The sequence below is a fragment of the Pedobacter nutrimenti genome (genome assembly GCF_032678445.1).
GTDB classification, from domain to species: Bacteria; Bacteroidota; Bacteroidia; order Sphingobacteriales; family Sphingobacteriaceae; genus Pedobacter; species Pedobacter nutrimenti_A.
Map to the genome: position 1 here is coordinate 210,838 of NZ_JAVTSQ010000008.1, position 22,260 is coordinate 233,097.

The 22,260-nt window shown below is 39.0% G+C and carries 28 protein-coding genes and 1 pseudogene; 17 read left to right on the top strand and 12 right to left on the bottom strand.

Features of this window, described 5'->3' with window-relative positions; translation table 11 throughout:
- Positions 1–44 precede the first annotated feature (44 nt).
- From R2S08_RS15920 to R2S08_RS15960, 9 genes are all read left to right on the top strand, one after another.
- Complete coding sequence (locus R2S08_RS15920) at positions 45–368, top strand: DUF4870 domain-containing protein (protein ID WP_133779593.1); 324 nt, start codon at positions 45–47, stop codon at positions 366–368.
- A 58-nt stretch (positions 369–426) separates the two neighbouring features.
- Positions 427–1,416 (top strand): hypothetical protein, encoded by a 990-nt coding sequence (locus tag R2S08_RS15925; protein WP_316836081.1) that lies wholly within the window; start codon positions 427–429, stop codon positions 1,414–1,416.
- Positions 1,413–2,066 carry a hypothetical protein gene (locus R2S08_RS15930; protein WP_316836082.1) on the top strand — a complete coding sequence of 218 codons (654 nt, stop codon included), beginning with the start codon at positions 1,413–1,415 and terminating at the stop codon, positions 2,064–2,066. Before R2S08_RS15925 ends, R2S08_RS15930 begins: the two co-directional genes overlap by 4 nt.
- Before the next feature lie 100 nt (positions 2,067–2,166).
- A complete protein-coding gene (gene mnmH / locus R2S08_RS15935) occupies positions 2,167–3,210 on the top strand; it encodes a tRNA 2-selenouridine(34) synthase MnmH (RefSeq protein WP_316836083.1) in 1,044 nt (347 codons plus the stop codon).
- An 11-nt stretch (positions 3,211–3,221) separates the two neighbouring features.
- Positions 3,222–4,265 (top strand): selenide, water dikinase SelD, encoded by a 1,044-nt coding sequence (gene selD / locus R2S08_RS15940; protein WP_316836084.1) that lies wholly within the window; start codon positions 3,222–3,224, stop codon positions 4,263–4,265.
- A gap of 78 nt (positions 4,266–4,343) precedes the next feature.
- Positions 4,344–4,781: a hypothetical protein gene (locus R2S08_RS15945; protein ID WP_133779588.1), complete on the top strand. Its 438-nt coding sequence runs from the start codon at positions 4,344–4,346 to the stop codon at positions 4,779–4,781.
- A 4-nt stretch (positions 4,782–4,785) separates the two neighbouring features.
- Positions 4,786–5,448 (top strand): MgtC/SapB family protein, encoded by a 663-nt coding sequence (locus R2S08_RS15950; protein ID WP_316836085.1) that lies wholly within the window; start codon positions 4,786–4,788, stop codon positions 5,446–5,448.
- A gap of 12 nt (positions 5,449–5,460) precedes the next feature.
- A complete protein-coding gene (locus tag R2S08_RS15955) occupies positions 5,461–6,669 on the top strand; it encodes a DUF2252 domain-containing protein (RefSeq protein ID WP_316836086.1) in 1,209 nt (402 codons plus the stop codon).
- 17 nt (positions 6,670–6,686) lie between these two features.
- Positions 6,687–7,463, top strand: coding sequence for an HAD-IIA family hydrolase (locus R2S08_RS15960; protein ID WP_316836087.1), 777 nt, complete (start codon positions 6,687–6,689; stop codon positions 7,461–7,463).
- 27 nt (positions 7,464–7,490) lie between these two features.
- Here the strand turns inward: R2S08_RS15960 and R2S08_RS15965 are convergent, their stop codons facing one another.
- On the bottom strand, positions 7,491–8,042 hold the full coding sequence (locus R2S08_RS15965; RefSeq protein WP_316836088.1) for a hypothetical protein: 552 nt from the start codon (positions 8,040–8,042) through the stop codon (positions 7,491–7,493).
- A gap of 157 nt (positions 8,043–8,199) precedes the next feature.
- On the opposite strand from R2S08_RS15965, the gene R2S08_RS15970 reads away from it, so the two are divergent.
- A complete protein-coding gene (locus tag R2S08_RS15970) occupies positions 8,200–9,180 on the top strand; it encodes a hypothetical protein (protein WP_316836089.1) in 981 nt (326 codons plus the stop codon).
- Positions 9,181–9,304: 124 nt separating this feature from the next.
- Here R2S08_RS15970 and R2S08_RS15975 read toward each other — a convergent pair whose 3' ends face one another.
- The 3 genes from R2S08_RS15975 to R2S08_RS15985 all read right to left on the bottom strand — a co-directional run bounded on the left by R2S08_RS15975 (position 9,305) and on the right by R2S08_RS15985 (position 11,841).
- Positions 9,305–10,387 carry an aminotransferase class V-fold PLP-dependent enzyme gene (locus tag R2S08_RS15975; RefSeq protein ID WP_316836090.1) on the bottom strand — a complete coding sequence of 361 codons (1,083 nt, stop codon included), beginning with the start codon at positions 10,385–10,387 and terminating at the stop codon, positions 9,305–9,307.
- A gap of 93 nt (positions 10,388–10,480) precedes the next feature.
- Entirely contained in the window at positions 10,481–11,041 is a 561-nt protein-coding gene (gene efp / locus R2S08_RS15980) for an elongation factor P (protein ID WP_108554985.1), read from the bottom strand.
- A gap of 47 nt (positions 11,042–11,088) precedes the next feature.
- Positions 11,089–11,841 (bottom strand): NYN domain-containing protein, encoded by a 753-nt coding sequence (locus R2S08_RS15985; RefSeq protein WP_316836091.1) that lies wholly within the window; start codon positions 11,839–11,841, stop codon positions 11,089–11,091.
- 71 nt (positions 11,842–11,912) lie between these two features.
- Between R2S08_RS15985 and R2S08_RS15990 the strand changes: the two genes are divergently transcribed.
- Complete coding sequence (locus R2S08_RS15990) at positions 11,913–12,401, top strand: GNAT family N-acetyltransferase (protein WP_316836092.1); 489 nt, start codon at positions 11,913–11,915, stop codon at positions 12,399–12,401.
- 34 nt (positions 12,402–12,435) lie between these two features.
- Positions 12,436–13,794: a sulfatase-like hydrolase/transferase gene (locus R2S08_RS15995; protein ID WP_316836093.1), complete on the top strand. Its 1,359-nt coding sequence runs from the start codon at positions 12,436–12,438 to the stop codon at positions 13,792–13,794.
- On the opposite strand, the gene R2S08_RS16000 is transcribed toward R2S08_RS15995, so the two are convergent.
- Positions 13,791–14,711, bottom strand: a complete 921-nt coding sequence (locus R2S08_RS16000) for an NADP-dependent oxidoreductase (RefSeq protein WP_316836094.1) — start codon at positions 14,709–14,711, stop codon at positions 13,791–13,793. The genes R2S08_RS15995 and R2S08_RS16000 overlap by 4 nt on opposite strands.
- A gap of 51 nt (positions 14,712–14,762) precedes the next feature.
- The gene (gene xth / locus R2S08_RS16005) at positions 14,763–15,542 is read right to left on the bottom strand and encodes an exodeoxyribonuclease III (protein WP_316836095.1); all 780 of its coding nucleotides are present in this window, start codon (positions 15,540–15,542) and stop codon (positions 14,763–14,765) included.
- 222 nt (positions 15,543–15,764) lie between these two features.
- On the opposite strand from xth, the gene R2S08_RS16010 reads away from it, so the two are divergent.
- Positions 15,765–16,304 (top strand): GNAT family protein, encoded by a 540-nt coding sequence (locus R2S08_RS16010; RefSeq protein WP_316836096.1) that lies wholly within the window; start codon positions 15,765–15,767, stop codon positions 16,302–16,304.
- A gap of 1 nt (position 16,305) precedes the next feature.
- Here R2S08_RS16010 and R2S08_RS16015 read toward each other — a convergent pair whose 3' ends face one another.
- Genes R2S08_RS16015 through R2S08_RS16025 form a run of 3 tightly spaced genes read right to left on the bottom strand, consistent with a single transcriptional unit; the run spans position 16,306 to position 17,860 of the window.
- The gene (locus tag R2S08_RS16015; protein WP_316836097.1) at positions 16,306–16,656 is read right to left on the bottom strand and encodes an MmcQ/YjbR family DNA-binding protein; all 351 of its coding nucleotides are present in this window, start codon (positions 16,654–16,656) and stop codon (positions 16,306–16,308) included.
- A 49-nt stretch (positions 16,657–16,705) separates the two neighbouring features.
- Positions 16,706–17,311, bottom strand: a complete 606-nt coding sequence (locus tag R2S08_RS16020) for an FMN-binding negative transcriptional regulator (RefSeq protein ID WP_316836098.1) — start codon at positions 17,309–17,311, stop codon at positions 16,706–16,708.
- A 6-nt stretch (positions 17,312–17,317) separates the two neighbouring features.
- Positions 17,318–17,860: a GNAT family N-acetyltransferase gene (locus R2S08_RS16025; protein WP_316836099.1), complete on the bottom strand. Its 543-nt coding sequence runs from the start codon at positions 17,858–17,860 to the stop codon at positions 17,318–17,320.
- A 226-nt stretch (positions 17,861–18,086) separates the two neighbouring features.
- On the opposite strand from R2S08_RS16025, the gene R2S08_RS16030 reads away from it, so the two are divergent.
- Positions 18,087–18,995, top strand: coding sequence for a hypothetical protein (locus R2S08_RS16030; protein ID WP_316836100.1), 909 nt, complete (start codon positions 18,087–18,089; stop codon positions 18,993–18,995).
- Here the strand turns inward: R2S08_RS16030 and R2S08_RS16035 are convergent.
- Complete coding sequence (locus R2S08_RS16035) at positions 18,988–19,464, bottom strand: DUF6265 family protein (RefSeq protein WP_316836101.1); 477 nt, start codon at positions 19,462–19,464, stop codon at positions 18,988–18,990. The two genes, R2S08_RS16030 and R2S08_RS16035, sit on opposite strands and share 8 nt — an antisense overlap.
- 62 nt (positions 19,465–19,526) lie before the next feature.
- Entirely contained in the window at positions 19,527–20,327 is an 801-nt protein-coding gene (locus R2S08_RS16040; RefSeq protein WP_316836102.1) for a helix-turn-helix domain-containing protein, read from the bottom strand.
- 139 nt (positions 20,328–20,466) lie between these two features.
- Between R2S08_RS16040 and R2S08_RS16045 the strand changes: the two genes are divergently transcribed.
- The 3 genes and pseudogenes from R2S08_RS16045 to R2S08_RS16055 all read left to right on the top strand — a co-directional run.
- Complete coding sequence (locus R2S08_RS16045; RefSeq protein WP_316836103.1) at positions 20,467–20,826, top strand: DUF4180 domain-containing protein; 360 nt, start codon at positions 20,467–20,469, stop codon at positions 20,824–20,826.
- 20 nt (positions 20,827–20,846) lie between these two features.
- Entirely contained in the window at positions 20,847–21,005 is a 159-nt protein-coding gene (locus tag R2S08_RS16050; RefSeq protein ID WP_316836104.1) for a hypothetical protein, read from the top strand.
- 113 nt (positions 21,006–21,118) lie between these two features.
- Positions 21,119–21,547: pseudogene (locus R2S08_RS16055) on the top strand (Dps family protein); the annotation flags it as partial.
- A 66-nt stretch (positions 21,548–21,613) separates the two neighbouring features.
- Here R2S08_RS16055 and R2S08_RS16060 read toward each other — a convergent pair.
- On the bottom strand, positions 21,614–22,258 hold the full coding sequence (locus R2S08_RS16060) for an START domain-containing protein (RefSeq protein ID WP_316836105.1): 645 nt from the start codon (positions 22,256–22,258) through the stop codon (positions 21,614–21,616).
- Between the last annotated feature and the right edge of the window lie 2 nt (positions 22,259–22,260).

Below are 22,260 nucleotides of genomic sequence, written 5' to 3' on the forward strand. Positions count from 1 at the left end.
ATTTGTGAAGGCAATATTGCCGGTGTTTTCAAACTAATAAAACTATGAACAACAAAACATTATCTGTAGTATCTTACATCACTCTTATAGGCTGGCTGATCGCTTATTTTTCAGGTAAGGAAAAAGCCGATTCATTATTGAAGTATCATTTAAGACAAGCTTTAGGTTTAGCCATTGTGAGTATTATTTTCAACCTGGCTCTAAATGCAATACTACTTGCTGCACCCAGTCTTTCTTTTCTAGGTTTTGCTGGTTGGGCTATTTTGGTATTTTGGATACTGGGTATTATTAATGCTTCTAATGGCGCAGAAAAACCCGTACCAGTGTTTGGTAAGATCTTTGAAAATCAGTTTGCCTTCATCGGTTAGAAAAAAGACCTATGTATATTTTCGGAATTAATGTGCTTGCTGTTATAAGACCAAAGGGATGAAAAAAGGATGGATGATATTCTGGATGCTTTATGCGCTGTTTTTTGCAGTACCATTTCCTATGATTATGTATTATTCGATTAATAATGAAGAGGATCTCAAAGGTCTTCAGGATAAATCACCTTGGTTTGCTTTAACGCTAGTTGCTCTGTCGATTGTACTCTGGTTAATTGTTTTGACTGGTTTTTTGAGAAAATGGGTATTAAAGGTTCTGAGTGCTAAAAATAATATAGAAAAGCTTAAAAAAGAGGGGGTAGTCCGCGAAGCTAAGATCATAAGCTCGACCAAGCTTTCAAAACCAGGCGGAGGTTATGATACTTATGAACTCCAGTTGTCTTTTAAGAACCTTTCTGGAGCGGAGATTAAACAGAGAGCGAAAGTGAATGATATTAAGCCTTATGAACGTCGTTTTGAAGTGGGGAAAACGGTAGAGTTAAAGATCGATAAAGACCTCATACATATTCCTTATTTTGTTTTTTCCAGTTCTGAAGTGCAAATTAAGAAGACTTCTGTTGTTTTGAGCGTATTAGGCTGGTTGATTGTTGTTGTTTTGGTGGCTGGGTATTATGTGTTTTCTTATCAGCATGAAAGCTATGGAATGGGCTGGCGTTTTATGAGTATAGGCCACCCATTACTGGTTTGCCCGGCCGTGTTTTTATTTTACAGAGGCTTGTCGGCACTTATTCTTAATTTTAATATGGAGTTCAGAAAGGCAATTCGTCTTAAGTTTAAAGGAAAAAGAGCGACAGCAAAAATTATTAGCGTACGTCAAACCGGAGTATTTATTAATGAACAGCCCAGAGTGGAGTTTAATCTGGAATACACGGACGATCAGGGGCGGTTTCATAAAAATAGTTTAAAAAAAGTGATCAATCTACTCGAGCTGGATATCACTAAACAAAAATATATTGATATCTTTTATTTGGATGAAGTTCCGGAACAAGTTGCAATGGCAAGTGATCTGGATGAAATAAACCCTGTATTATGAGAAAATGGAGTGTGTTTGTACTATGGATCTTTGCATTTTTGAGTTGCCGGCAAATCTCAAAAAGCATCGATGAAACTATTGATCCTGTCGATTCAGTTGCAGATAAACAGAAGCTGGTAAGTGCCGCTAGTACTACAACAAGTACAACTCATTCTATAGTGCATCGGGAGGGAGAAAATATAGGTTTTCTGAAAGATTCAGTTAACCTTCTGCGGGCGGAGGTTTTATTGAAAAACCTGCCTCAATATACAGGTAAAGAAATATATGTTTACTCCAGTGTTTCTTTTTTTGATGATGGGCGGATCTTTATTGCACTTCAGCACCCCATAAACCCAAAGTATGTAGACAATTATCAATACGAAAAAGGCAAATGGACAGGGCCGAAGCCAGAGCAATTATCGGTAAAGGACGATATTAAGGATAGATTGGTGCCGCTTTCGCTGATGAAATTTGTAAATGTGGCCAGAGTATGCCGGAATTACAATGAGAAAGCGTTGGATATCGAGGGTGCAAAGCCGGTAACTCATATTTATCTTAGTATCTGGAACAACAGGGTACAATGGTTTCCGAACAGTATTTCTGGAAGCCGTGAGCGCTATTCTATAGAATTTAATAACGAAGGAACTTTAAAGAGTTTCAAACGGGAGTAATCTATTTGGCTAATATGTCGAAAAAATGAATTTACAACTTTTCTGAGTGATTAAGATTGCGGAATTAGGTATCTTTGATTTTATCTAATTCCTTCAAAAAATGGTTCAGCAAATTGCGATTGGCGATTTTCTAAGATTACATGCTTCAATGCCTCTTGTCGATGTACGTACTCCAGCTGAATTTTTACATGGTCACATTCCAGACGCTTTTAATATTCCTCTGTTTACCAATGAAGAAAGGGTTTCAGTGGGTACAACCTATAAACAGATTGGACGTGAGCAGGCCATATTACTGGGTTTTGATCTTACAGGAAATAAATGGTCTGGCTTTATACAGGAGGCTTTAAAGATTGCTCCGGAGAAGAAAATTGCGGTTCATTGCTGGCGTGGGGGAATGAGAAGCGGAGCCATGGCATGGGCATTGGGACTTTATGGATTTGAAGTGTATGTGATTATTGGTGGCTATAAAAGCTACAGGAGATGGGCGCATAAACAATTTGAAAAAGAATATAACCTGAAGGTTTTGGGCGGTATGACCGGCTCAAATAAAACCAATATATTGCATCAGCTCAAGAGTTTAAATGAGCAGGCGATAGACCTTGAAGATCTTGCACAACATCAAGGTTCTTCATATGGTACAATGAACCATATGGTACAGCCCAGTCAGGAACAATTTGAGAATAACTTTGCTTTTGAGCTTTCGCTTCTGGATATCGGGAAACAAATATGGGTGGAAGACGAGAGTTTAACGATCGGAAAGCGGTGTATACCGAAACCTTTCTGGAATCAAATGAGAAGTTCTGGATTGATTAATCTGGAGGTGCCACTGGAACAGCGTATTCAAAAGCTAGCTCTGGAATATGGAAAACTCGATAAAGATTTTCTGGTGGAGTGTACCGAAAGGATACGTAAACGGCTTGGTCCGGAACAAACTAAACAGGCTATTCAAGCTATCCAGGAAAACAGAATGGAGGATTTTGTAGGGTTGGTGTTGGTTTATTATGATAAAACTTATCGTACCGGGTTGGGTAAAAGGGATATAGATCGGGTGTTTTCGTTGCCTTTAGAGCAGGATAGCCCCGAGCTTAATGCCAGAAAGATATTAGCATTTACAAAAAGCATCATGATTAAAAAAGCCGTATAGGGAAATTAAGAATGGATATAAACGATATAAAACTTACACAATACTCTCATGGAGCGGGTTGCGGCTGTAAAATAAGCCCTTCGGTTTTGGATAAAATATTGCATAGTGCAGTCCCTGCAGTACCGGATGCCCGATTATTGGTGGGTAATGATAAAAGAGATGATGCGGCTGTACTGGATTTAGGAAATGGAACAGCACTGATATCTACCACGGATTTCTTTATGCCAATTGTAGATGATCCTTATGACTTTGGGCGTATTGCCTCGGCAAATGCGATAAGTGATGTGTATGCTATGGGAGGAAAACCTGTGCTGGCTATCGCAATTCTGGGTTGGCCGATTGAAAAGCTAGCTCCGGAAGTAGCACAGAAAGTACTGGAAGGTGCCAGATCTGTTTGTGCTGAAGCTGGAATTACGCTGGCTGGAGGACACAGTATCGATTGCCCGGAGCCTGTATTTGGATTGGCTGTTAACGGCCTGTTAAATACCAGTAATCTGAAACAGAATTCTACGGCTACTGCGGGCTGCAGATTGTATTTGACAAAGGCATTAGGTGTTGGTATCCTGTCTACCGCTCAAAAGAAAGGGATATTGCGCCCGGAGGATGCGGCAATAGCACTAAAAAGTATGGTTACCCTAAACAAACCAGGTGAACTTTTTGGCAGAATGAAGAGTGTTAAAGCCATGACGGATGTAACGGGATTTGGTTTGCTGGGCCACCTTGCAGAAATGTGCGAAGGAAGCGGATTATCGGCTGTAATTGAGTTTGATAAAGTACCAGTGATTTCATCGCTTCCTTTTTACCTCAGTCAGAACTGTTTCCCGGGTGGTACTCAGCGGAATTGGAACAGCTATGGGGAAAAAATTGGTGTACTAAACGAGTTGCAGAAATTTATTCTTGCAGATCCTCAAACGAGCGGGGGCCTATTGGTTGCGGTAGAAGAAGAGGGGCGTCTGGAATTTGAGGAGTTGTTGCAGGAACTTGGATTGCCTGCTGTTTCATTTGGCTGGCTTGAAGCGCTTGATGAAAATAAACTAATCACTATCGCTCCGTAGGCGGTTTTCTGCGGATAATTTTATAGATTGCATGGGCAAACATTTATGGTTTAAGATTAATTAATGATAAAAATAAGAATGAAAAGATCTGTTTTAACTCTGTTGATGGTTTTGGGTACGGTAATTTTGGTTGAGGCACAACAAAAGTTGCCTACAGCTACTGAAATGGCGACAAAAAGCATAGAGGCCTTAGATAAAAAGGTGAAATTAAATCCAACCCAAAAGAACGTGATATATAATTACATGGTGGATATGTGTAAAGATCAGCTGGAGCTTTCAAAAAAACAACAGGCTGGTACGGCTGGTGAAGATGATATTACGCGCTTTTATAAAGGCCAGAATGCTACAAATGCCAGTATTAGAAATATTCTGAAAGGTGATCAGCAAGCACAATATGATGAGTTTCTGGAAGAGCAGGCACGTGGTGGGCAAAAAAAGAAGAAAAAAGGAAAACACGATAAAGAAGAGGAGGAAGTCGTAACAGGTATTTCCGGATTAAAGTTGCCAAATAACTAATTATATGGTTGTCGGACTGGGTGATCATATCCCAACAACAATGTATGGAGATGAAATATTGAAAATATTTCTTTCTGTATTGTGTGGTAGTATCCTTGGTCTGGAACGGGAGATCAGAGGTAAGTCTGCTGGTTTCAGAACGCTTGCCCTGATCTGTTTTGGTTCAACAATTTTTACCATTTGCTCTTATCTTTTAGGCGTGGAAGATAACCGAGACCGTATAGCGGCCAATATCATTACCGGCGTCGGTTTTCTTGGGGCTGGTGTTATTTTTAGAAACAATTTTAGCGTTTCTGGCATCACTACTGCTGCATCTATATGGATTGCAGCTGCTCTGGGTATGTTTATCGGCATTGGTGAGTTTTTACTGGCCGGTATTTCACTCGTGCTTTCTATATTCATATTGTTTGTCATGGATTATATCCAGTTTTGGATAGATGATCGCTTTCAGCACCGTGACTACAGACTGGTTTTTAAAGATAAGGCGGCTTTGGGGCCACTTCGTACTCAGGTCAAGGGTTTGAAAATGCAAGCCCGGTTTATCCGGACATCGAGGTCTGATGAGCAGGTTATTGTAGAATTCCAGGCTTCCGGAAGGGGCGAGAAATTGGATGCTTTTAATGACTGGTTGCTGGAACAGGAGGCTATCCAGTCCTTTAACTGGTAAATCGATAGCGCTATGGACAACATTATTGACAGAATTTCAAATTTTAATGCCGGATTGCTTTCAGACAAGATTCAATTGAAATATAAGGGGATGGCAGAAAGTGCTTTTCGCTTCTTTAGGGGAACTTGTCATCTCTTTTATGAGGACCTTAGTAAGGCAAAAGGATTTCCTTCTTCGCCTCTGGGATGGATTTGTGGTGACCTGCACCTGGAGAATTTTGGAAGTTTTAAAGGGAACAACAGGTTGGTTTACTTTGACCTTAATGATTTTGACGAATCGATGCTGAGTCCTGTAAACTGGGAATTGGCAAGGGTTTTAACCAGTATTTATATTGCATTTGATACCCTTAAATTAGAAAAAGCAGCAGCCCATAAAATGGCTGCTATTTTTTTGGATAAGTATATTGAAGTATTGGGTTCGGGCAAGGCTTATTATATAGACCCAAGAACGGCAGATGGAGTGGTGAGTTATTTTCTGAACACCGTAAGGAAGCGGACAGAGAAAGAATTGTTGAAAAAGACCGCCAATATTGACGGGAAGAAAATAACCATAAAGATAGATAATGTGCTGCATTTTAAATTGGAGCAAGGATTAAAAAAGGAATTGATGATGCATATCGCTGACTGGTTAAAAAATACATCTGCCTGGCCCAATAAATATGAAGTTGTCGATGCTGCATTTCGGGTAGCGGGCACGGGTAGTATTGGTCTTAAAAGGTATATGTTCCTGCTACAGGGGAAAAAGAATAAAGATAAATTTCTGCTGGTTGAACTTAAGCAGGGGACGCGGTCTTCTCTGGCTCCCTATAATTCTGTTACTCAGCCCAAATGGACTTCGGAGGCGGAACGAATGATTATGACCAAATATCGAATGCAAAATATATCGCCAGCCCTGTTAAGTACAAGTATCTTTAAAGGGGATGCTTATGTGCTTCAGGAAATGCAGCCTACAGCAGATAAGATCAACTTAACGCTTTTAACGAAAGATCTCGAAGAATTTAAAAGTGTGCTAAAAGATATGGCAATTTTGACTGCTTCAGCACAATTGCGTAGCAGCGGGATTCAGGGTTCGGCCATCAACGATGACTTAAGGGTTTTTGCTGCAAGGGAGAAGGACTGGAGAACGCAGGTATCTGATTATGCGAGTGGTTATGCCAGACAGGTAAAAAGAGACTATAAAGAATATATGGCTGGTTATCAGCAATTGATTAAAACAACTTAAAACAATTATAATAATAGATGAAACACGGACTTTTAATAGACATGGATGGCGTTATTTATAGCGGTGAAACTTTAATTGAGGGGGCAGATAAATTTATCGCCGATCTGCTTAAAAACGACATTCCATTTACTTTTATGACCAATAACAGCCAGCGTACCAGACTTGATGTGGTTCGGAAATTGAAATTGCTTGGGATTGAGGTGACGGAGAATCACGTATATACCAGTGCCATGGCAACTGGGAAATTTCTTGGCGATCAGGGAAAGAATGGTACAGCGTATGTATTGGGAGAAGGTGGTTTGTTAACCAGTTTACATGAAAATGGGATTAGCCTGGTGAACAGTGATCCTGAATTTGTAGTATTAGGTGAGGGTAGAAATTTTACTTTAGAAATGGTACAGCGTGCTGTAGATATGATTTTAGCTGGTGCAAAATTTATCACCACCAATCGTGACCCTTCGCCTAAAAAACCAGGGTGGAACAATTTGGGGATTGCTGCGACAACAGCTATGATTGAAGAGGCCACAGGCCGTAAAGCTTTTGTTATTGGAAAACCGAGCCCGGTGATGATGCGGTCTGCAAGAAAATATTTAGGATTGGAAACTGCCGAGACTACGGTGGTAGGAGATACGATGGAAACAGATATCCAGGGTGGGATCCAAATGGGCTACAAAACGATTCTGGTTTTATCTGGTATTGCACAGAAAGAACATTTAACTCAATATGCTTTTAAGCCAGATTTAATTGTAAGTTCAGTTGATCAGATTGAGTATCCGTTAAAGTGGTGGTCATAAATACCACCACTTTTTAATAACCATTTTTTAATGATCGTCGTCGTGTTTGTTCCATTTGTCTTTTCCATGGCCACGATCATTTCCTTTGTCTTTGTCTTTGTCTTTCCATTTTCCGTTGCCTCGGTCGTCTGAATAGTATTTTTTAGCTTGTCCTGGCGGCATTCCGTGTGGATGTCCTTTTACAACATAATATCTTGGATCGTCGCTGTATTTGATGATCTTCTGATTGCGGACTTTCTTATATTTTGCGTATCTGACTCTGTCATTGTCAAAGTTACGATAGGGGTCTCTTCCGTTGACAACCACTTTATAGCCATTGTAAAGATCATATCCTCTGTATCTGGATGGAAGCGACGCAGAGAAAATCCATCTGGAGCCTTCACGATAGATAAACTGGCGATCCGGAACATTGTAGTAACTTTCAATTTCGGGCAGGTAATAGTAATCTACATGGTCATAGCCAACAGGTCCCCATAAGGGTTGTGATCCAATGTTCACATTTATGCTTATTTGTGCTGATGCACGGTAAGGCAGTAGGGCAACTATACCAAACAGGCCTAATAATAATAACTTTTTCATCTTTTCTGTTTCATTTGTTGTATCAACAATCATACGATCGTTTCTTTAATCATCGAAAAATGATGCCAAACTATTTCTTTCCATTACCGCCACGAATTGCATTCCTCTTTCTGGCGTAAAAATTGATGTTTGGCATCAAACTATCTATTGAAACGTTATGGCAAAAACAGAATGGGTGATAGAACCCAACCAATTAACAATCTATCCGGCAAGGATCGTACGGTTATTGTCCCTTATTTATTTTATCGGATTTACATTATTGTTTGTTTTTCTTTACACCAGTAATGTTATTCCGGGTAGGGATACATTGTATATTTCTGTCGGGTTCATTTTTTTTATATGCATCATTTTATTTGGCGTAGGTGGACGTAAAATTGTTTTTGATGGCAGTACTCAGACCATGTACAGCAATGTTTTTGGAATAAATATGAAATCGATCGGCTTTGATCAACTGGCTGCCGTTACTCCTTACAATACGATGGGTGCAGTGAGTTACAGGGCATTTACTAAAGCCAACCGGCATGGAAAAGGCGTGGTCGTGTCGGCTGGTTATTCTAAGCAAAGTAATAAGAACCTGCTTGCATTTATTGAGGAGGTTTTACCTAAAATTAACGAACTGGTTTTTTCTCAGCAGCCAGCTGAGGCTAAGGAGGTCATTCGGGAATTTGAATTTTTTAAAGAAGAGGCTGGTGTATATACCGTAAAAGATACAAAAACGGCCAATATGATCTTTGGGGTCTTAATGATCGCGTTAACTGGTTTTATATTGACTATACCAGATTTTATGAGTAACGATGAAGGATTTAGAAGGATACTCGCTACCTATTTTCCTCTGGTTATTGGTGTGGTCCTGATCAATACGTTTTTTTCTTCTATTCGCTTTGATAAAGATCAACGTCAGATCATTTGTACTACTCTTGGAGGAGCTATTACCCGCATCTATTCTTTTGATGATTTTATTCGTTTTCAGATCATACGTAAAACGACCAATTTCATTTATGCAGGTACTGAGGTAAAGGCACTTATCGAAATTCCTGCTAAAGGTAAAACCCGGGAAATTTTATTGCGGAATTTTCGGGGGACCAAAAAGATAGAGCGTTTTATTGATGAGGCCAATACAATAATGGGGATTATATAGATTGAGCGATTAGCTGTAAAAAGCCAATATGGTTTACAATTCGTAATATAAGTTATACTAATTTTTCTGCTTTAAAGATTAACAATGGGAGGGGTGTTTCTGTTTCCGAACTAGGTGTGGTTACCTATTCAGCTCTGTCAATAATTTGAAGAAGTTTTTCGAGATCCTGTTCGGTATTATAAAAATGGAATGATACCCGCAATCCTGCACCACGAGGAGAGAATAATACATTGGCATCCTGCATCCTTTTTGTCAATACCTCGTTTGATTTGAGATTGAATATGGTAGAATGTATTGTTCTTTGAGCAACTTCTGAAGTGAGGAGCCCTCTTTCTGTAAAAGCTTTCTTTGCAAGCTCGCTTAGTGTTCGTAGTCTTTTCTCTATAACGTTCATTCCCAGTTTTTCTAAATGTAGTATAGATTGTTTCAGCGTTCCGAAAGCAAGTGTATCCAAATGACCTGGTTCAAAACATAGTGCCAAATGCTTCTTGTGTTTTAGAAAAGGTTCTTGTGGGAGGGTGTGGCTTATTCTGTCTTGATATAGATGTTCGTTAACATGATCTTTGATCAACATAAATCCGTTGCCATAGCCGGAAAGCATCCATTTATAACCACTGCCTAAGAGCACATCAAGGCCTGAATCCTGAAAATTAAAGTTTACTGTGCCGCAAAACTGCGTTCCATCGGCAACAATTAGCATTTCCGGGTATTCTTGTTTTAGCTTTTTAATGAAATCAAGATCAATTTTGATTCCGCTAATGTATTGGATCAGACTCAGTGCTAATATGGTTGGCTTAGAAGATCTGACTTTATTTAATATGTTTTGTTCCAGGTTTTCATCCAGTTCTGCATATTCGATATGCTTGAAATTCCTGCTCTCTATTGGATAGTTTACAGACGGGTAATCACTTTTTAATAGTAAGAAGCGATGAGAGCGATCTAATCCGTCAAGGAAAGTATTAAATGCAATAGAGAAATTTTGAACAAGAAAAGTGTTTTCTGCTTTGGCTTTAAAAAATTTGGCTACATGATCTTTTACGTCCTGGAGGAAATTTGCCTGATAAAGACGGAATTTGCTTCCTTCTTGTACAAATTGTTCGTCATGTGCTTTTCTCCATTGTTGTATAGATTGAGATAAGATGCCCGAACCGGCTGTGTCAAGATATATATAGTTATTTAGTACGGGAAATTGTTCGGTAAAATTCATGGTGTAAATGTAGCAGTTTACATTTATTTCGCTTAAATCTCCGCTATAAAAACATCTTTATCCTGGCTTATAGCCAGGATAAAGATATTGAGGTTATTTTACGCGTTCAACGTAATCGCCGGTGCGTGTGTCTATTTTAATCCTATCACCTTGATTTACAAACAATGGCACTTTTAATTCAATGCCATTTTCTGTCGTAGCAGATTTTTGAGCTCCTGAAGACGTGTCGCCTTTAACGGCTGGCTCCGTGTAAGTGATCTCCAGTTCTACAAAGTTTGGTGCCTGTGCCATGATAGGTTCTTCACTTTCAAAAGAAACGATAACATCCATTCCTTCTTTCAGGAATTTGGCGGCTGGTCCAAATAAAGATTTAGGAATGTTGAATTGCTCAAAACTGATGTTATCCATCACTACAAAGTATTCGCCTTCTTCATATAGATATTGGAAGTCATTGGTTTCCACACGACAGATTTCCACCTGTTCGTCTGTTCCTAAACGTGCTTCTACGATTTTTCCGGTTTTAATGTTGCGAAATTTACCTAAGTAAAAAGCGCCACCCTTTCCTGGTGTACGGTGTATGAATTCTGTAACCGTTACCAGTTCGTTGTTATAACGTAAAATGTTCCCTACTTTGATTTCGGATGCTTTTGCCATAAAATATAATTATAAAATTTGGCTAAAGATAGATTCTTTTTGCGTATTTATTTTCTTCTGATGTAAATGTGTTTTACATTTAATTTGCCGGTTTCCCTTTCATCTACCTCAAACCGGTTGATACTTTTGATTAAAGGAAGCAATCGTGGAAACCCATAGTTTCTGGAATCGAAGTCTGGTTTTTTCTTAAGCATTAAGCTTCCTAGCTCTGCTAAGGAGGCCCAGCCGTTTTCATCGGCCAGATCGGAGATGGTATCGGAGAAGAGTTTGATGACCTTAGGATCTATTTTACTCAAGGGCTGTTGTTCTTTTTTGCTTTGTGGTTTTTTGTTTTCTATTTCTTCTTCTACAGAAAGATCGGGTTTAAGGATTTCCATATAGATAAACTTATCACAGGCTTTAATGAATGGGGTAAGGGTTTTCTTTTCCCCAATTCCGATAACGGTCATTCCTGCTTCCCTTAGCCTAGTTGCTAACCTGGTAAAGTCACTATCGCTGGATACGATGCAAAAGCCATCCACTTTGCCGGTGTATAAAATATCCATCGCATCTATGATCAGTGCACTGTCGCTGGCATTCTTTCCTGTGGTATAGCTGTATTGCTGGATAGGGGTAATGGCATTTTCCAGGAGTACTTTCTTCCATCCTGATACCGTGGGTTTGGTCCAGTCTGCATAGATTCTTCTGAAGGTTGGAGTGCCGTATTTTGCAATCTCTTCAAACATTTCTTTTACATTGGCATAGGGTACATTATCTGCATCAATTAATACGGCAAGTTTTAGGTCTTTTTTGATATCCATGATTAGGCAATACTTATAGGCTCTGTTGAGTACAATATACATTTTTTTATTTTAGACTTAAGGCTGGCTAAATGAACTTATATTTGGCTATGGAATTTATTGAATTATGTAAGCCTTTTGACACGCTTAAACCTAAGGAACTCTACGATGTTTTGAAGTTAAGAAGTGAGATATTTGTTGTGGAGCAGCAATGTATCTATCTTGATGCGGATGGAAAAGATCTGTCCTGTCAGCACTTGATGTTGTACCATCAGAAGGAGCTTGTTGCTTATGCAAGGATCGTTCCTCCGGGTATTTCTTTTAAAGAGCCTTCCATCGGTCGGATTGTAAGTAGTAAGAGGGTGAGAGGAACTGGCTTTGGAAAGGAACTGGTGAGGTTGGCCATAGATAATTGTATCCGTCTGCACGGAAACAGAGATATTAAGATCGGTGCACAGCTGTATCTGAAATCTTTTTATGAATCATTTGGTTTCAAAGTAACAGGTGAGGTTTACGACGAAGACAGTATCGATCATGTACATATGCTGAGATCCGGTATTTCTATATCTGAGGCTATATAAAAAAGGGAAAAATTTAAGTCTATAACGTTTATATATGATCAAAAGAATTATAGTGGCTTTACTGGTATTGATTAGTACCAGTCTGTATGCGCAGCAACGCCCCAATATCATTTTCGTACTTGCTGACGACATGGGGTATTCTGATTTAAGTTGTTATGGAAACCCTGTAATTAGGACACCATTTCTGGATATGATGGCACAAAAAGGTGTTAGGGCGACAAATTATGTAGTCTCAAGTCCAGCATGCACACCATCCAGGGCGTCTTTATTAACCGGAAGGTATGCCTCCAGGATGAATTTAGGATCTGTAATTGGTCCGGGATCTTCACTAGGTATTCCTGATCAGGAGGTAACTATAGCGGAAATGCTTAAAGGGGTGGGATATACCACAGCTATGATTGGCAAATGGCACCTTGGTGACCATACGGTTTATAATCATCCAATGTCTCAGGGGTTTGATTCCTATTATGGAATGCTTTATAGCCACGACTATCGAACACCTTATGTTAAAACGGATACGACACTGAAAATTTTCCGTAATCATAAACCGGAGGTGCTTAGACCAGCTGATTCATCACTTACTGAATTGTATAAAACCGAAGCTGTGAAATATATTAACAAGCAAAAGAAGGGGAAACCTTTCTTTCTTTATCTGGCTCATAATATGCCGCATTTGCCTGTGGCTTTTGCCTCTTCGGTAAAAAATAAGGGACGTTCTGAAGGTGGACCTCTTGGTGATGTGGTGGAACAATTGGATGCCAGCCTGGCTGAAGTTTGGGCTGCTGTAGAAAAAAATGGACTTGCCGACAATACCATCTTTATATTCTCCAGTGATAACGGGCCATGGATAGATTATCCTGAACGCATGTCTGGCGATGGCGAAACAAAACGCTGGCATGCCGGGACGGCAGGTGTTTTTAGGGGAAGTAAGGGTGAGAGTTATGAGGGTGGAGTACGAGAACCTTTTATTGTTTACTGGAAAAACCATACTCCACCGGGCGCCTTTTTAACCAATATGATCAGTAACCTGGATGTATTGCCCACACTTGCACAATGGACCGGGGCGAAATTGCCTGAAGGACGAACCCTTGATGGTCAGGCGATTTCCGACGTTTTATTGCAAAAGGGTGGTAAACATCCTGCACACAGAGAGATCTACATTGTAAATAATGGTATTTGCGAGGCAGTGCGAAAAGGCAACTGGAAATATAGAGAAGTGAAGGGTGGGGAAGTTAAGAATGGGATTCTTGATAAAAATGTGAAAAGCAAGACTGAGTTGTTCAACCTTGCTTTTGATCCCGGAGAGAGGACGAATGTCATTGAAGATCATGCGGATATTGCGCAGGAGTTGAAGTTGTTATTCGATCGGTTTCCAGGTTATAAAGAAAATTAATCGACTTCCAGAACGATTTTTCCATTTACCCCGCCGGAGGATATCAAGTCTTGGGCTGTAGCCGCTTCTTCGAGCGGCATGGTCCTTGCAATTTGTACTTTGATTTTTCCAGCTTCAACAAGTGCTTTTCCGAAAGCCAGTTTTTCGTAACCGGGAGCTGAGTTTACAAATTTTGCTGTTATACCATGTTCCTTTGCCAGTTCATCTGAAGTTGGCATAACCAGACTTAATAGTTTTCCTCCCTTTTTAACTAAAGGGTAGGATTTTGTTTGTGTTTCGCCACCAACCAGGTCTGCAATCAGGTCGATATCGGAAACCAGTTGGCTGAAATCCTGAGATTTGTAATCAATGACTTCATCTGCACCTAACGATTTAATCAACTCTAAACCCTTACCTGAGGCTGTTCCAATTACATAAGCACCCAGTGCTTTGGCCATTTGTATTAAAATGGTCCCTACACCGCCTGAAGCACCATGGATCAGTATTTTTTGACCGGATTCCAAATCACCGGCTTCAATCAGCAGGCTGTAGGCAGTGGTTAGGGGAATGGTGAGGGCTGCGGCTTCTGCAAGTGTAACATTATTTGGAATGGTGGATACAATCTGTTCCTTTATAGAAATATACTCTGCATAGGATCCACTGGAAGGATTGGCAAATACCTTGTCCCCAATTTTTAATCTGTTTACCTGCTCTCCAACTGCTTCAACTGTACCTGCAACATCTATTCCAGGTGTATAAGGAAAAGAGATAGGGATTATTTTTTGCATGGCACCTGAGCGTACTTTGATATCCCATGGATTGACAGTTGTAGCAGAGATTTTAATGAGGACTTCTCCTGCTTTTGCTTTGGGTTGATCGGTTTGATGGAGTTCCAAAACGGAGGAATCACCATAATTTGAAAATTGGATGGCTTTCATATGCTGGGTGTTTTTGATATTGCTTTATGTAGGTTACAACAGCAGAATTCCTTACTTGTTTAAACTAAGTTCTATCCAAACTGGTCCATGGTCACTCGTTTTTTCCCAACCACGTACGTGTCGGTCTACTCCGGCAGCAAGTAAATGTTCTTTCAGTTGTGGGCTGAGTAGAAAATGGTCAATGCGTAAACCCGCATTTCTTCCATATGCATTTCTAAAATAGTCCCAAAAGGTATATATTGTCTCGGTTGGATACAGCTTACGTATGGCATCGGTCCATCCCTGATCTATTAGTTTTTGGAAGGCCTCGCGGGTTTCAGGCCGGAATAGGGCGTCATCTACCCAACGCTCTGGTTTATAAACATCGAGTTCGGTTGGCATTACATTATAATCTCCCGTTAATACCACGGGTTGACCGGAACTCAGTAATTCTGCCGCATGGAGCCTGAATCGTTCAAACCATTGTAGTTTGTAGTCGAACTTTGGTCCGGGAGCAGGATTGCCATTTGGTAAGTAAAGACAGCCCACCACAATTCCATCGATTAAGGCTTCGATATAACGACTATGCAGGTCTTCAGGATCACCTGGAAGACCGCGTCTGATTTCTTTAATATTATCTTTTCTGGAAAGTATAGCTACACCATTCCAGCTTTTTTGTCCATGCCAGATGGCGTGATAGCCCGCATCTTTTATGGCCTGTTCCGGAAATTTTTCTTGCGGTGCTTTTAATTCCTGTAAGCAAGCTACATCTGGAGCTGTTTCTTCCAACCATCGGAGCAATACAGGAAGACGTCCATTAACACCGTTGACATTATAAGTTGCTATTTTCATAAAGAATAAGCTAAATGAGTTTTTTGAATTTAAATATACAAGATTTAAAATTTAATCATCTGCAACGTAGGGGTAAAAGTAGATGGCTATAGAGACTAGAATCTGCGCCAGGCGGTGGAAACAAGGAATTTTGTAACTTGCATGATGAAGCAGAATATTTATGATCACGATGCGTTTTTTAATGGATACTTTGATTTAAGGTTTTAACAAATACGAGCTTTCATGACAATATATATAAATGACCAAATAAAGCTCGAATTAACCAATGCGTCGCAAGCAGATGTCCTATTTAATGCAATAGATAACAACCGCAAGCATCTTTCTGCATTTCTGCCCTGGGTAGACCGTATGCAATCAGTTAACGATCTGAAGGAATATATTGAGGCGAGTAAAGTACTTATTCAGCAGCAAAAGGAAATGAGCTTTGCTATCTTGTTTGAACAAGTTGTTGTTGGAAGAATTGGGTTACATCATCTAAATAGGCTAAATAAAAGTGGGGCGATCGGCTATTGGCTCGTCAAAGAGGCGGAAGGAAAGGGTATTATCACAAAGTCTTGCAAAGCCGTGATCAACTATGGGTTTAATGAATTAGGGCTGCACAGGATAGAGATTAAAGCGGCAGTCCATAATTTAAGAAGCCAGGCAGTTCCAGAGAAGTTGAATTTTAAAAAGGAGGGTATTTTAAGGCAGGCAGAACTGGTGAATAATGAGTTCCTGGATTTGGTTTTATATTCTTTATTGCGCCATGAATTAGATGTTTAAGTTATCTTGGAATCAGTTCCCGTTGGTTTTTTGGTAAGCTGTTTAAAACCAGTTCGTAGGAATGATCGATGAGCTCATGAATTAAGCTGCGTTTCAGCATTCTATCCATATAAATGGTGTTCCAGTGTTTTTTATTCATATGATAACCCGGAATGATCGCATCATATTGCTCTCTAAGTTCTATTGCACGTTCAGGATCGCATTTTGCATTAAAGCGGTTTCCTCCTTCAAGGCCAATAAGAAGAAAGATTTTGCTGCCTATTTTAAATACAAGCGTTTGATCACCAAAGGGAAAATCTTCTGTTACACCGGGTTTTTGGAGACAGTAGTCACGCAATTCTTCAATATTCATGGTGGATTTTTTAATAAAAGTAAGAATAAGTGTGTTTCCTGCAAAGAAATTATGTGTGTTTCATGTAGAAGGCTAAATCTTGTTCTGTGCTGTGTTTACTGTTTTCGAGGTCATTAATGATCTTTTTTCTTTCGTTTTCTGTTTTGTTCTGACTTAATTTTTGCTGGGCCTGCAGGTCATTGACAGTGATCTCAAAGGCAACAATCCCTTTGAGCATCTTTAGTTTAAAGGCCATGGAAAGGCTTGCCCATTGTTCCAAATAATCCTGGTCATAGGTGGCGATCATTTTTTCCATCAGTTCAAGTTGTTGTGTTTCTTCATGAAGAATAGCTGCCTTGCCATAAGCATGGACTGCAATATAGTTCCAGGTTGGAACATTTTCTTGCTTATCGTAGTTTTTTGGTGCTATATAGGCATGGGGTTCACTAAAAATAACCAATGCCGGACGATCAATCAATTCTTGGGCCTGTGGATTTGCTTTTGCAAAATGGGAGGAAAGAACAACTGTGCTCTCCCGTAGTTCAATATGAAACGGGAGATAAGTAGCCATGGGTAATTGATCTTTAGCGGTCACTAGCGTAGCAAAACTGTAACGTTGCATAAAATCGAGAACTTGCTGCTGGTCTTTAAACTGGAATTGAGCTGGTACATACATCCTTAATTAATTTTGAGAAGCCGATAAATAGTCTTCCTTTTTGATTTCATATATAAAATTCAATTTAGAAGGTTCACCATAATAGGCCACGTTCTCTTCAGCTATTTTTGTTGCTCCTAAACGGCCTACTGCAATCTGTGATCTAAGATTATTTGCACCTACATGAAGCAATACTTTATTTGCAAACTGAAAGATATAGTCCATCATTAATTTCTTTACCGATGGATTTAGTCCGGTTCCCCAGTATTTTGTCGCATAAAATGTATACCCGATCAGGATACTTTTGTCTGATTCTTTATAATCATAAAAACGCGTGCATCCTGCAATTTCATTGGTGGATTTATCTATGATTTTGAAGGCACCTTTGCTCTGGATAGCGCCCTCAAAGAAAAGTTGGAAAACTTCTTTTTTCCAGCGGTCTTTATTGGGATGTTGCATCCAGATATCTTGATCAGAAGCAACTTTATATAAGGCGTCAAAGTCATTGTTCTCCAAAGGAGCAAGCTTAACCCTCTCGTTTTCTAATTGTTGTTGTATGGAAAAATTCATTGTTTAAATATTTAGAATACACACAAAATTACAATCCGAATGGATGATAAGGATAGTCCAATATAAACAAAATGGGTAGTCCAGTTTTGATCAAAAGGATACCCAATTGTAGAGAAGTATGAGCATTATTCTGATTGGTGCTCATAATAATAACATTAAAATAATTGCCTATCTTCATGAAAATCTGCGTCTTAACATTATTGATCATATTTTTAATATACTGCTTATGAAAAAAAACGTTGTTGTTTTGTTATTTTATTTGAGTTGTTCCTATTGTTTTGGGCAAAGCAATGATCAAATATTTTCCAGATTGCAGGCTATTTCAAATAAAGGGACTAATTTTTATAACGTTGATGGAATCGAAATTACCAGCACGATTATTAATCAGGGGATATCAAAAAAAAATATCCTTAAAGGGGCAAAAAAATATGGCATAAAAGAAGAGGATCTTGGGGTATCTGACAGTTTGATCCTGCAACCAAATTATTATGTTTCCAAATCTGAACCGGGTCCGTATGGGATTACTCAAATGACTTCCTATTATTTTGTGGAAAATTCTAATAAGATGCTCATGACGATAACTTTTGCAAGTCTAAATAAGAAGGATAGGGTTTTTGAAAGGAGTTTTGTACAACTCTTGCTCAATAGAAGTATTCCAGATAGTGTTTATCAATCCTTGCAAATCGATAGTATAAACTTTGCCGGAAGAAAGATCGCTCTTGGAAATCAATGTTACTGGATGGGAGTTGGGAATACCCAATGCCCGGGACACGGTCAAATGAGTTGGAGTGTTCATAAAGATGAGTTGGAAGCAAGGGAAGATGTTCTGAACAGGTACAAAGTAATTAAAGCAAAAAAAAATGGAAGAGTGTTGTCAGAGGAGACGGTTAATGTAGTTTTTGAAGGGATTGAAGTTCGGGCAAAAAAGATCATTTATGATTTTAAAGGTTTGACCTCAGCATTAGTGAGGATGAGCGGAGGTCAAACACTGACGGTTTATTTTGTAAACGCGCCAGTTAGAAACCAATACGTAAGTTGCGTAATGAGTTTTTGGAACAACGATAAGGTTAATCCAGAAACTGGTCTTCCTGGTTTACTTAGCCAGGTGATGAAATTAAAGTCTGAAATTAATTGATTCTGACAAAATCGTAGTCCATACTCTTTCCATCTCCGGAGATCACAGCTTTGATGTTTTTTCCGTCATACCTATACGTGATTTTTTTAGGAAAATCATGTGCTGGATTTTCACATGTGAAACTTTGACTATCAATTCGTGTCAATTTGAAAAAAACAGGTTCTTTTTCACCCGTGATCGTTACAACGTAGAAAATGTCGCTCCCTTTCGTGATGAATTGGAGGTTCTCTGTGAAAGTAACGTCATTTCCTTTAAGTGTCACACCTTTTCCGATGAGTTTCAAATCCGAGACTTTATCCCAGATTTCATAGCCTGAATGCCCTGGCTTGGCATTGGTACGGATCCATTTTCCAGCTAACCAATCTAGTGCTTTGAATTTTTGTTTTTGGCTTTCCTGCCCTTGAACATTGTTCATGATCAACATGCATAGGCATGGAACAAGCAGAAGTAGTTTTTTGACTGTCATCATGTTTTTTCTTTCAAAAATAGGATGATTTGTTATTGCTGTATTGTACAAACCCGACTGTCTCTTTATTTTCTTAAAAAAAAATTGGCCATATTTCGTTCTTCAAAGAAATAAGATGATGGATCTTCACCTGTAAATGCTTTAAAGTTTCTGATAAAGTGGCTTTGGTCGTAATAACCAGATTGGTACACAATGTCCGACCAGGTACATTTCTCCTCTTTGATGAGTTGAAAGATATGATTGAATTTAATAATGCGCGAATAATATTTAGGCGCAAGCCCTATATACTTTTTGAAAAGACGTTCCAACTGGCGTTCATTAACGCCTGCCGAAGTCGCAAGCTCTGCTACAGATGCTGTTCCGTTACTTTCAAAGATGAGGGTCAGCGCATTTTCCAATGGATTTTCAGTTGCATTTTTACAGAGTTCCAGAAAACGATCATCTAACAGCTGTTTGAGTTTATGCTCATTTTCGAAGGGCAGAAAAAGATTTTTTAAATTGGCAAGCTGAACATGAGGAAAACTATCCAGGTCAATTATTTGGTCGAGGTAGGCAACCATATTCAGTCCAAAAAATTGAGTTAACGCGGCTGGTTTTAGTTTTATAGCAAAAGATCCAGTCCAACCCGTATTTTCAAGGTAAAAATAACTGGTGATCTGTCCTGCAAATAAATGTGGTGATTGGAATTGCCACTCTCCGCTAATTTTTGATTTGTATACATCTCCGTAATTAAAGATCAGCTCTGTAAATCCGTCAGGAATAATCTTTTCGATTTTTGGGGTGGAGTTCCTGGACTGCATCATCCAATAGCATTCAATGAATGGTTCAAGGTCAGGATGTGGGTCAATTCTGGTAAACTTCATCATGCAAATTATAAAATTTCGGAATTAACTTGGCTCGTACAGTTTAAAATTTAATCTTTATCAATAAATCATCAATTGATAACAAAAGTTTAGAATCATTTAATTGGCTTTCATCAAAAGGTGGTTATAATAAAGCTCGATTATGAATATAAAAACGCACAGGATTGGAGAACGCAAATTAGCTGAGATCATTTCAGATTCTGTTTTAATAAATAATGCTGAAGAAGGATTACAACTTCTTGTTGATTTGTATTACCAGGATTTTGAAAGTATAATCATTCATGAAAATAACATAACCCCTGTTTTTTTTGATTTGAAAACGGGGCTTGCCGGTGAAATATTACAAAAGTTTTCCAATTATAGAGTAAGACTTGCCATTGTAGGAGATTTTGAGAAATATCCCGGTAAAAGTATCAGGGATTTTATCTTTGAGAGTAACAAAGGCAGATTAATTAATTTCTTATCTACAGCAGATGAAGCGAAAGATAAATTACTCAGTTAAATCCTTGGGTAATTATAGATGTGATTATATATGGAAGTACAGGTGATGTAAACAGCCATGAACATTTTGTTTTGAAGGGGATTGTTAAATCGGCTTATACAGATCCGGAGAGTAGAGAACATATTCTGCAACTTCCTGATGAGCGAAGACTAGACTGGGCAAAAAAGCAGTCCAATTAATAAGGTCTAATGCTAATGTAAATTTAACCTCCCGGGTTTTGAAATTAAAAAGGATATAGGTACTTTGTTATACATCAATTTTAATGTTATCCATTAATTTTTAATTAAAAAATATGAAAGCGAATATTGGTATTAAAGAAGAAAATCTTGCAGCTGTTGCGCATTCTCTAGGTAAAATTCTTGCAGATGAATTTGTACTCTACACGAAAACGAGAAAAGCGCATTGGAATGTCGTGGGGCCTGATTTTCATAGCAAACATCTCTTTTTTGAAGCTCAATACGGAGAACTGGAGCAAATTGTGGATGATGTTGCGGAGAGGATCAGAACTTTAGGGCATTTTCCACCAGCATCTTTAAAAGAGTATTTAGCTTTAACACACCTTACTGAAGAATCAAAAGGTAAAAATGACAGCGCAAGCTTTATTAAAGAATTATTGGAAGACCACGAGAGCATTTTAATTCATTTGCGTGAAAACATAGATGGCTACAGTGAGGCGTTTCACGATGAGGGCACTAGCGATTATATTACTGGTTTGCTTCAAACCCACGAAAAAATGCCCAGTTTGCATTTATCAAAGACTAAAAAAGGCACTATTACAGTGCCTTTTTTAGTCTTTGATAAATGCAAACTGGGCATTTTTATATACGGGTCTTTGCAATTGAACTTTAAGCTCTCTGAAAATATGAAGCGGGCCCTCTGTTGCAAAAAGATTCACCAGCCAACTTGGTAGAGCGCCTCCCGGATCTACATGCAGCGTATACTCCACCCGGATATGATGATCCGATTCTGGTATGATCAACCATTTTCCTATAGAGTTATTTATTCTGACCACGCCTTTTTTTATTGGGACATGTCCACTTACCGCCGGGCCTTCGATGGTGATTACTTTAGTATGTGGATTTTGATTAACGGTCAGATGTGCTACAAAATCCCTGTTTTCCACTGGCCAGGGTACGCTTACTTCAGAATAATAATAAAGTTCAGAAGGAGAGATACGTTTAATCAATTTACAGGATTTTGTATGGTAAATCCAATCCGGAGCCGATTCCACATCAAGTAGTAATGCAACAATCTCAGAGGCTCTTGCATCAAATTCACATTCTACCCTGATGGCTTTAATCTTAGAGTTGGCCATATTCCCCGTGTAAATCTTAATGTTTTCTTTTTCTTTACTGAGTTTCCAGTCTCTTTGAGCAAAGACAGGTTGGAAGCTCCAAAATAAGAGTACGGAAAGAAATAGGTTTTTATACATGA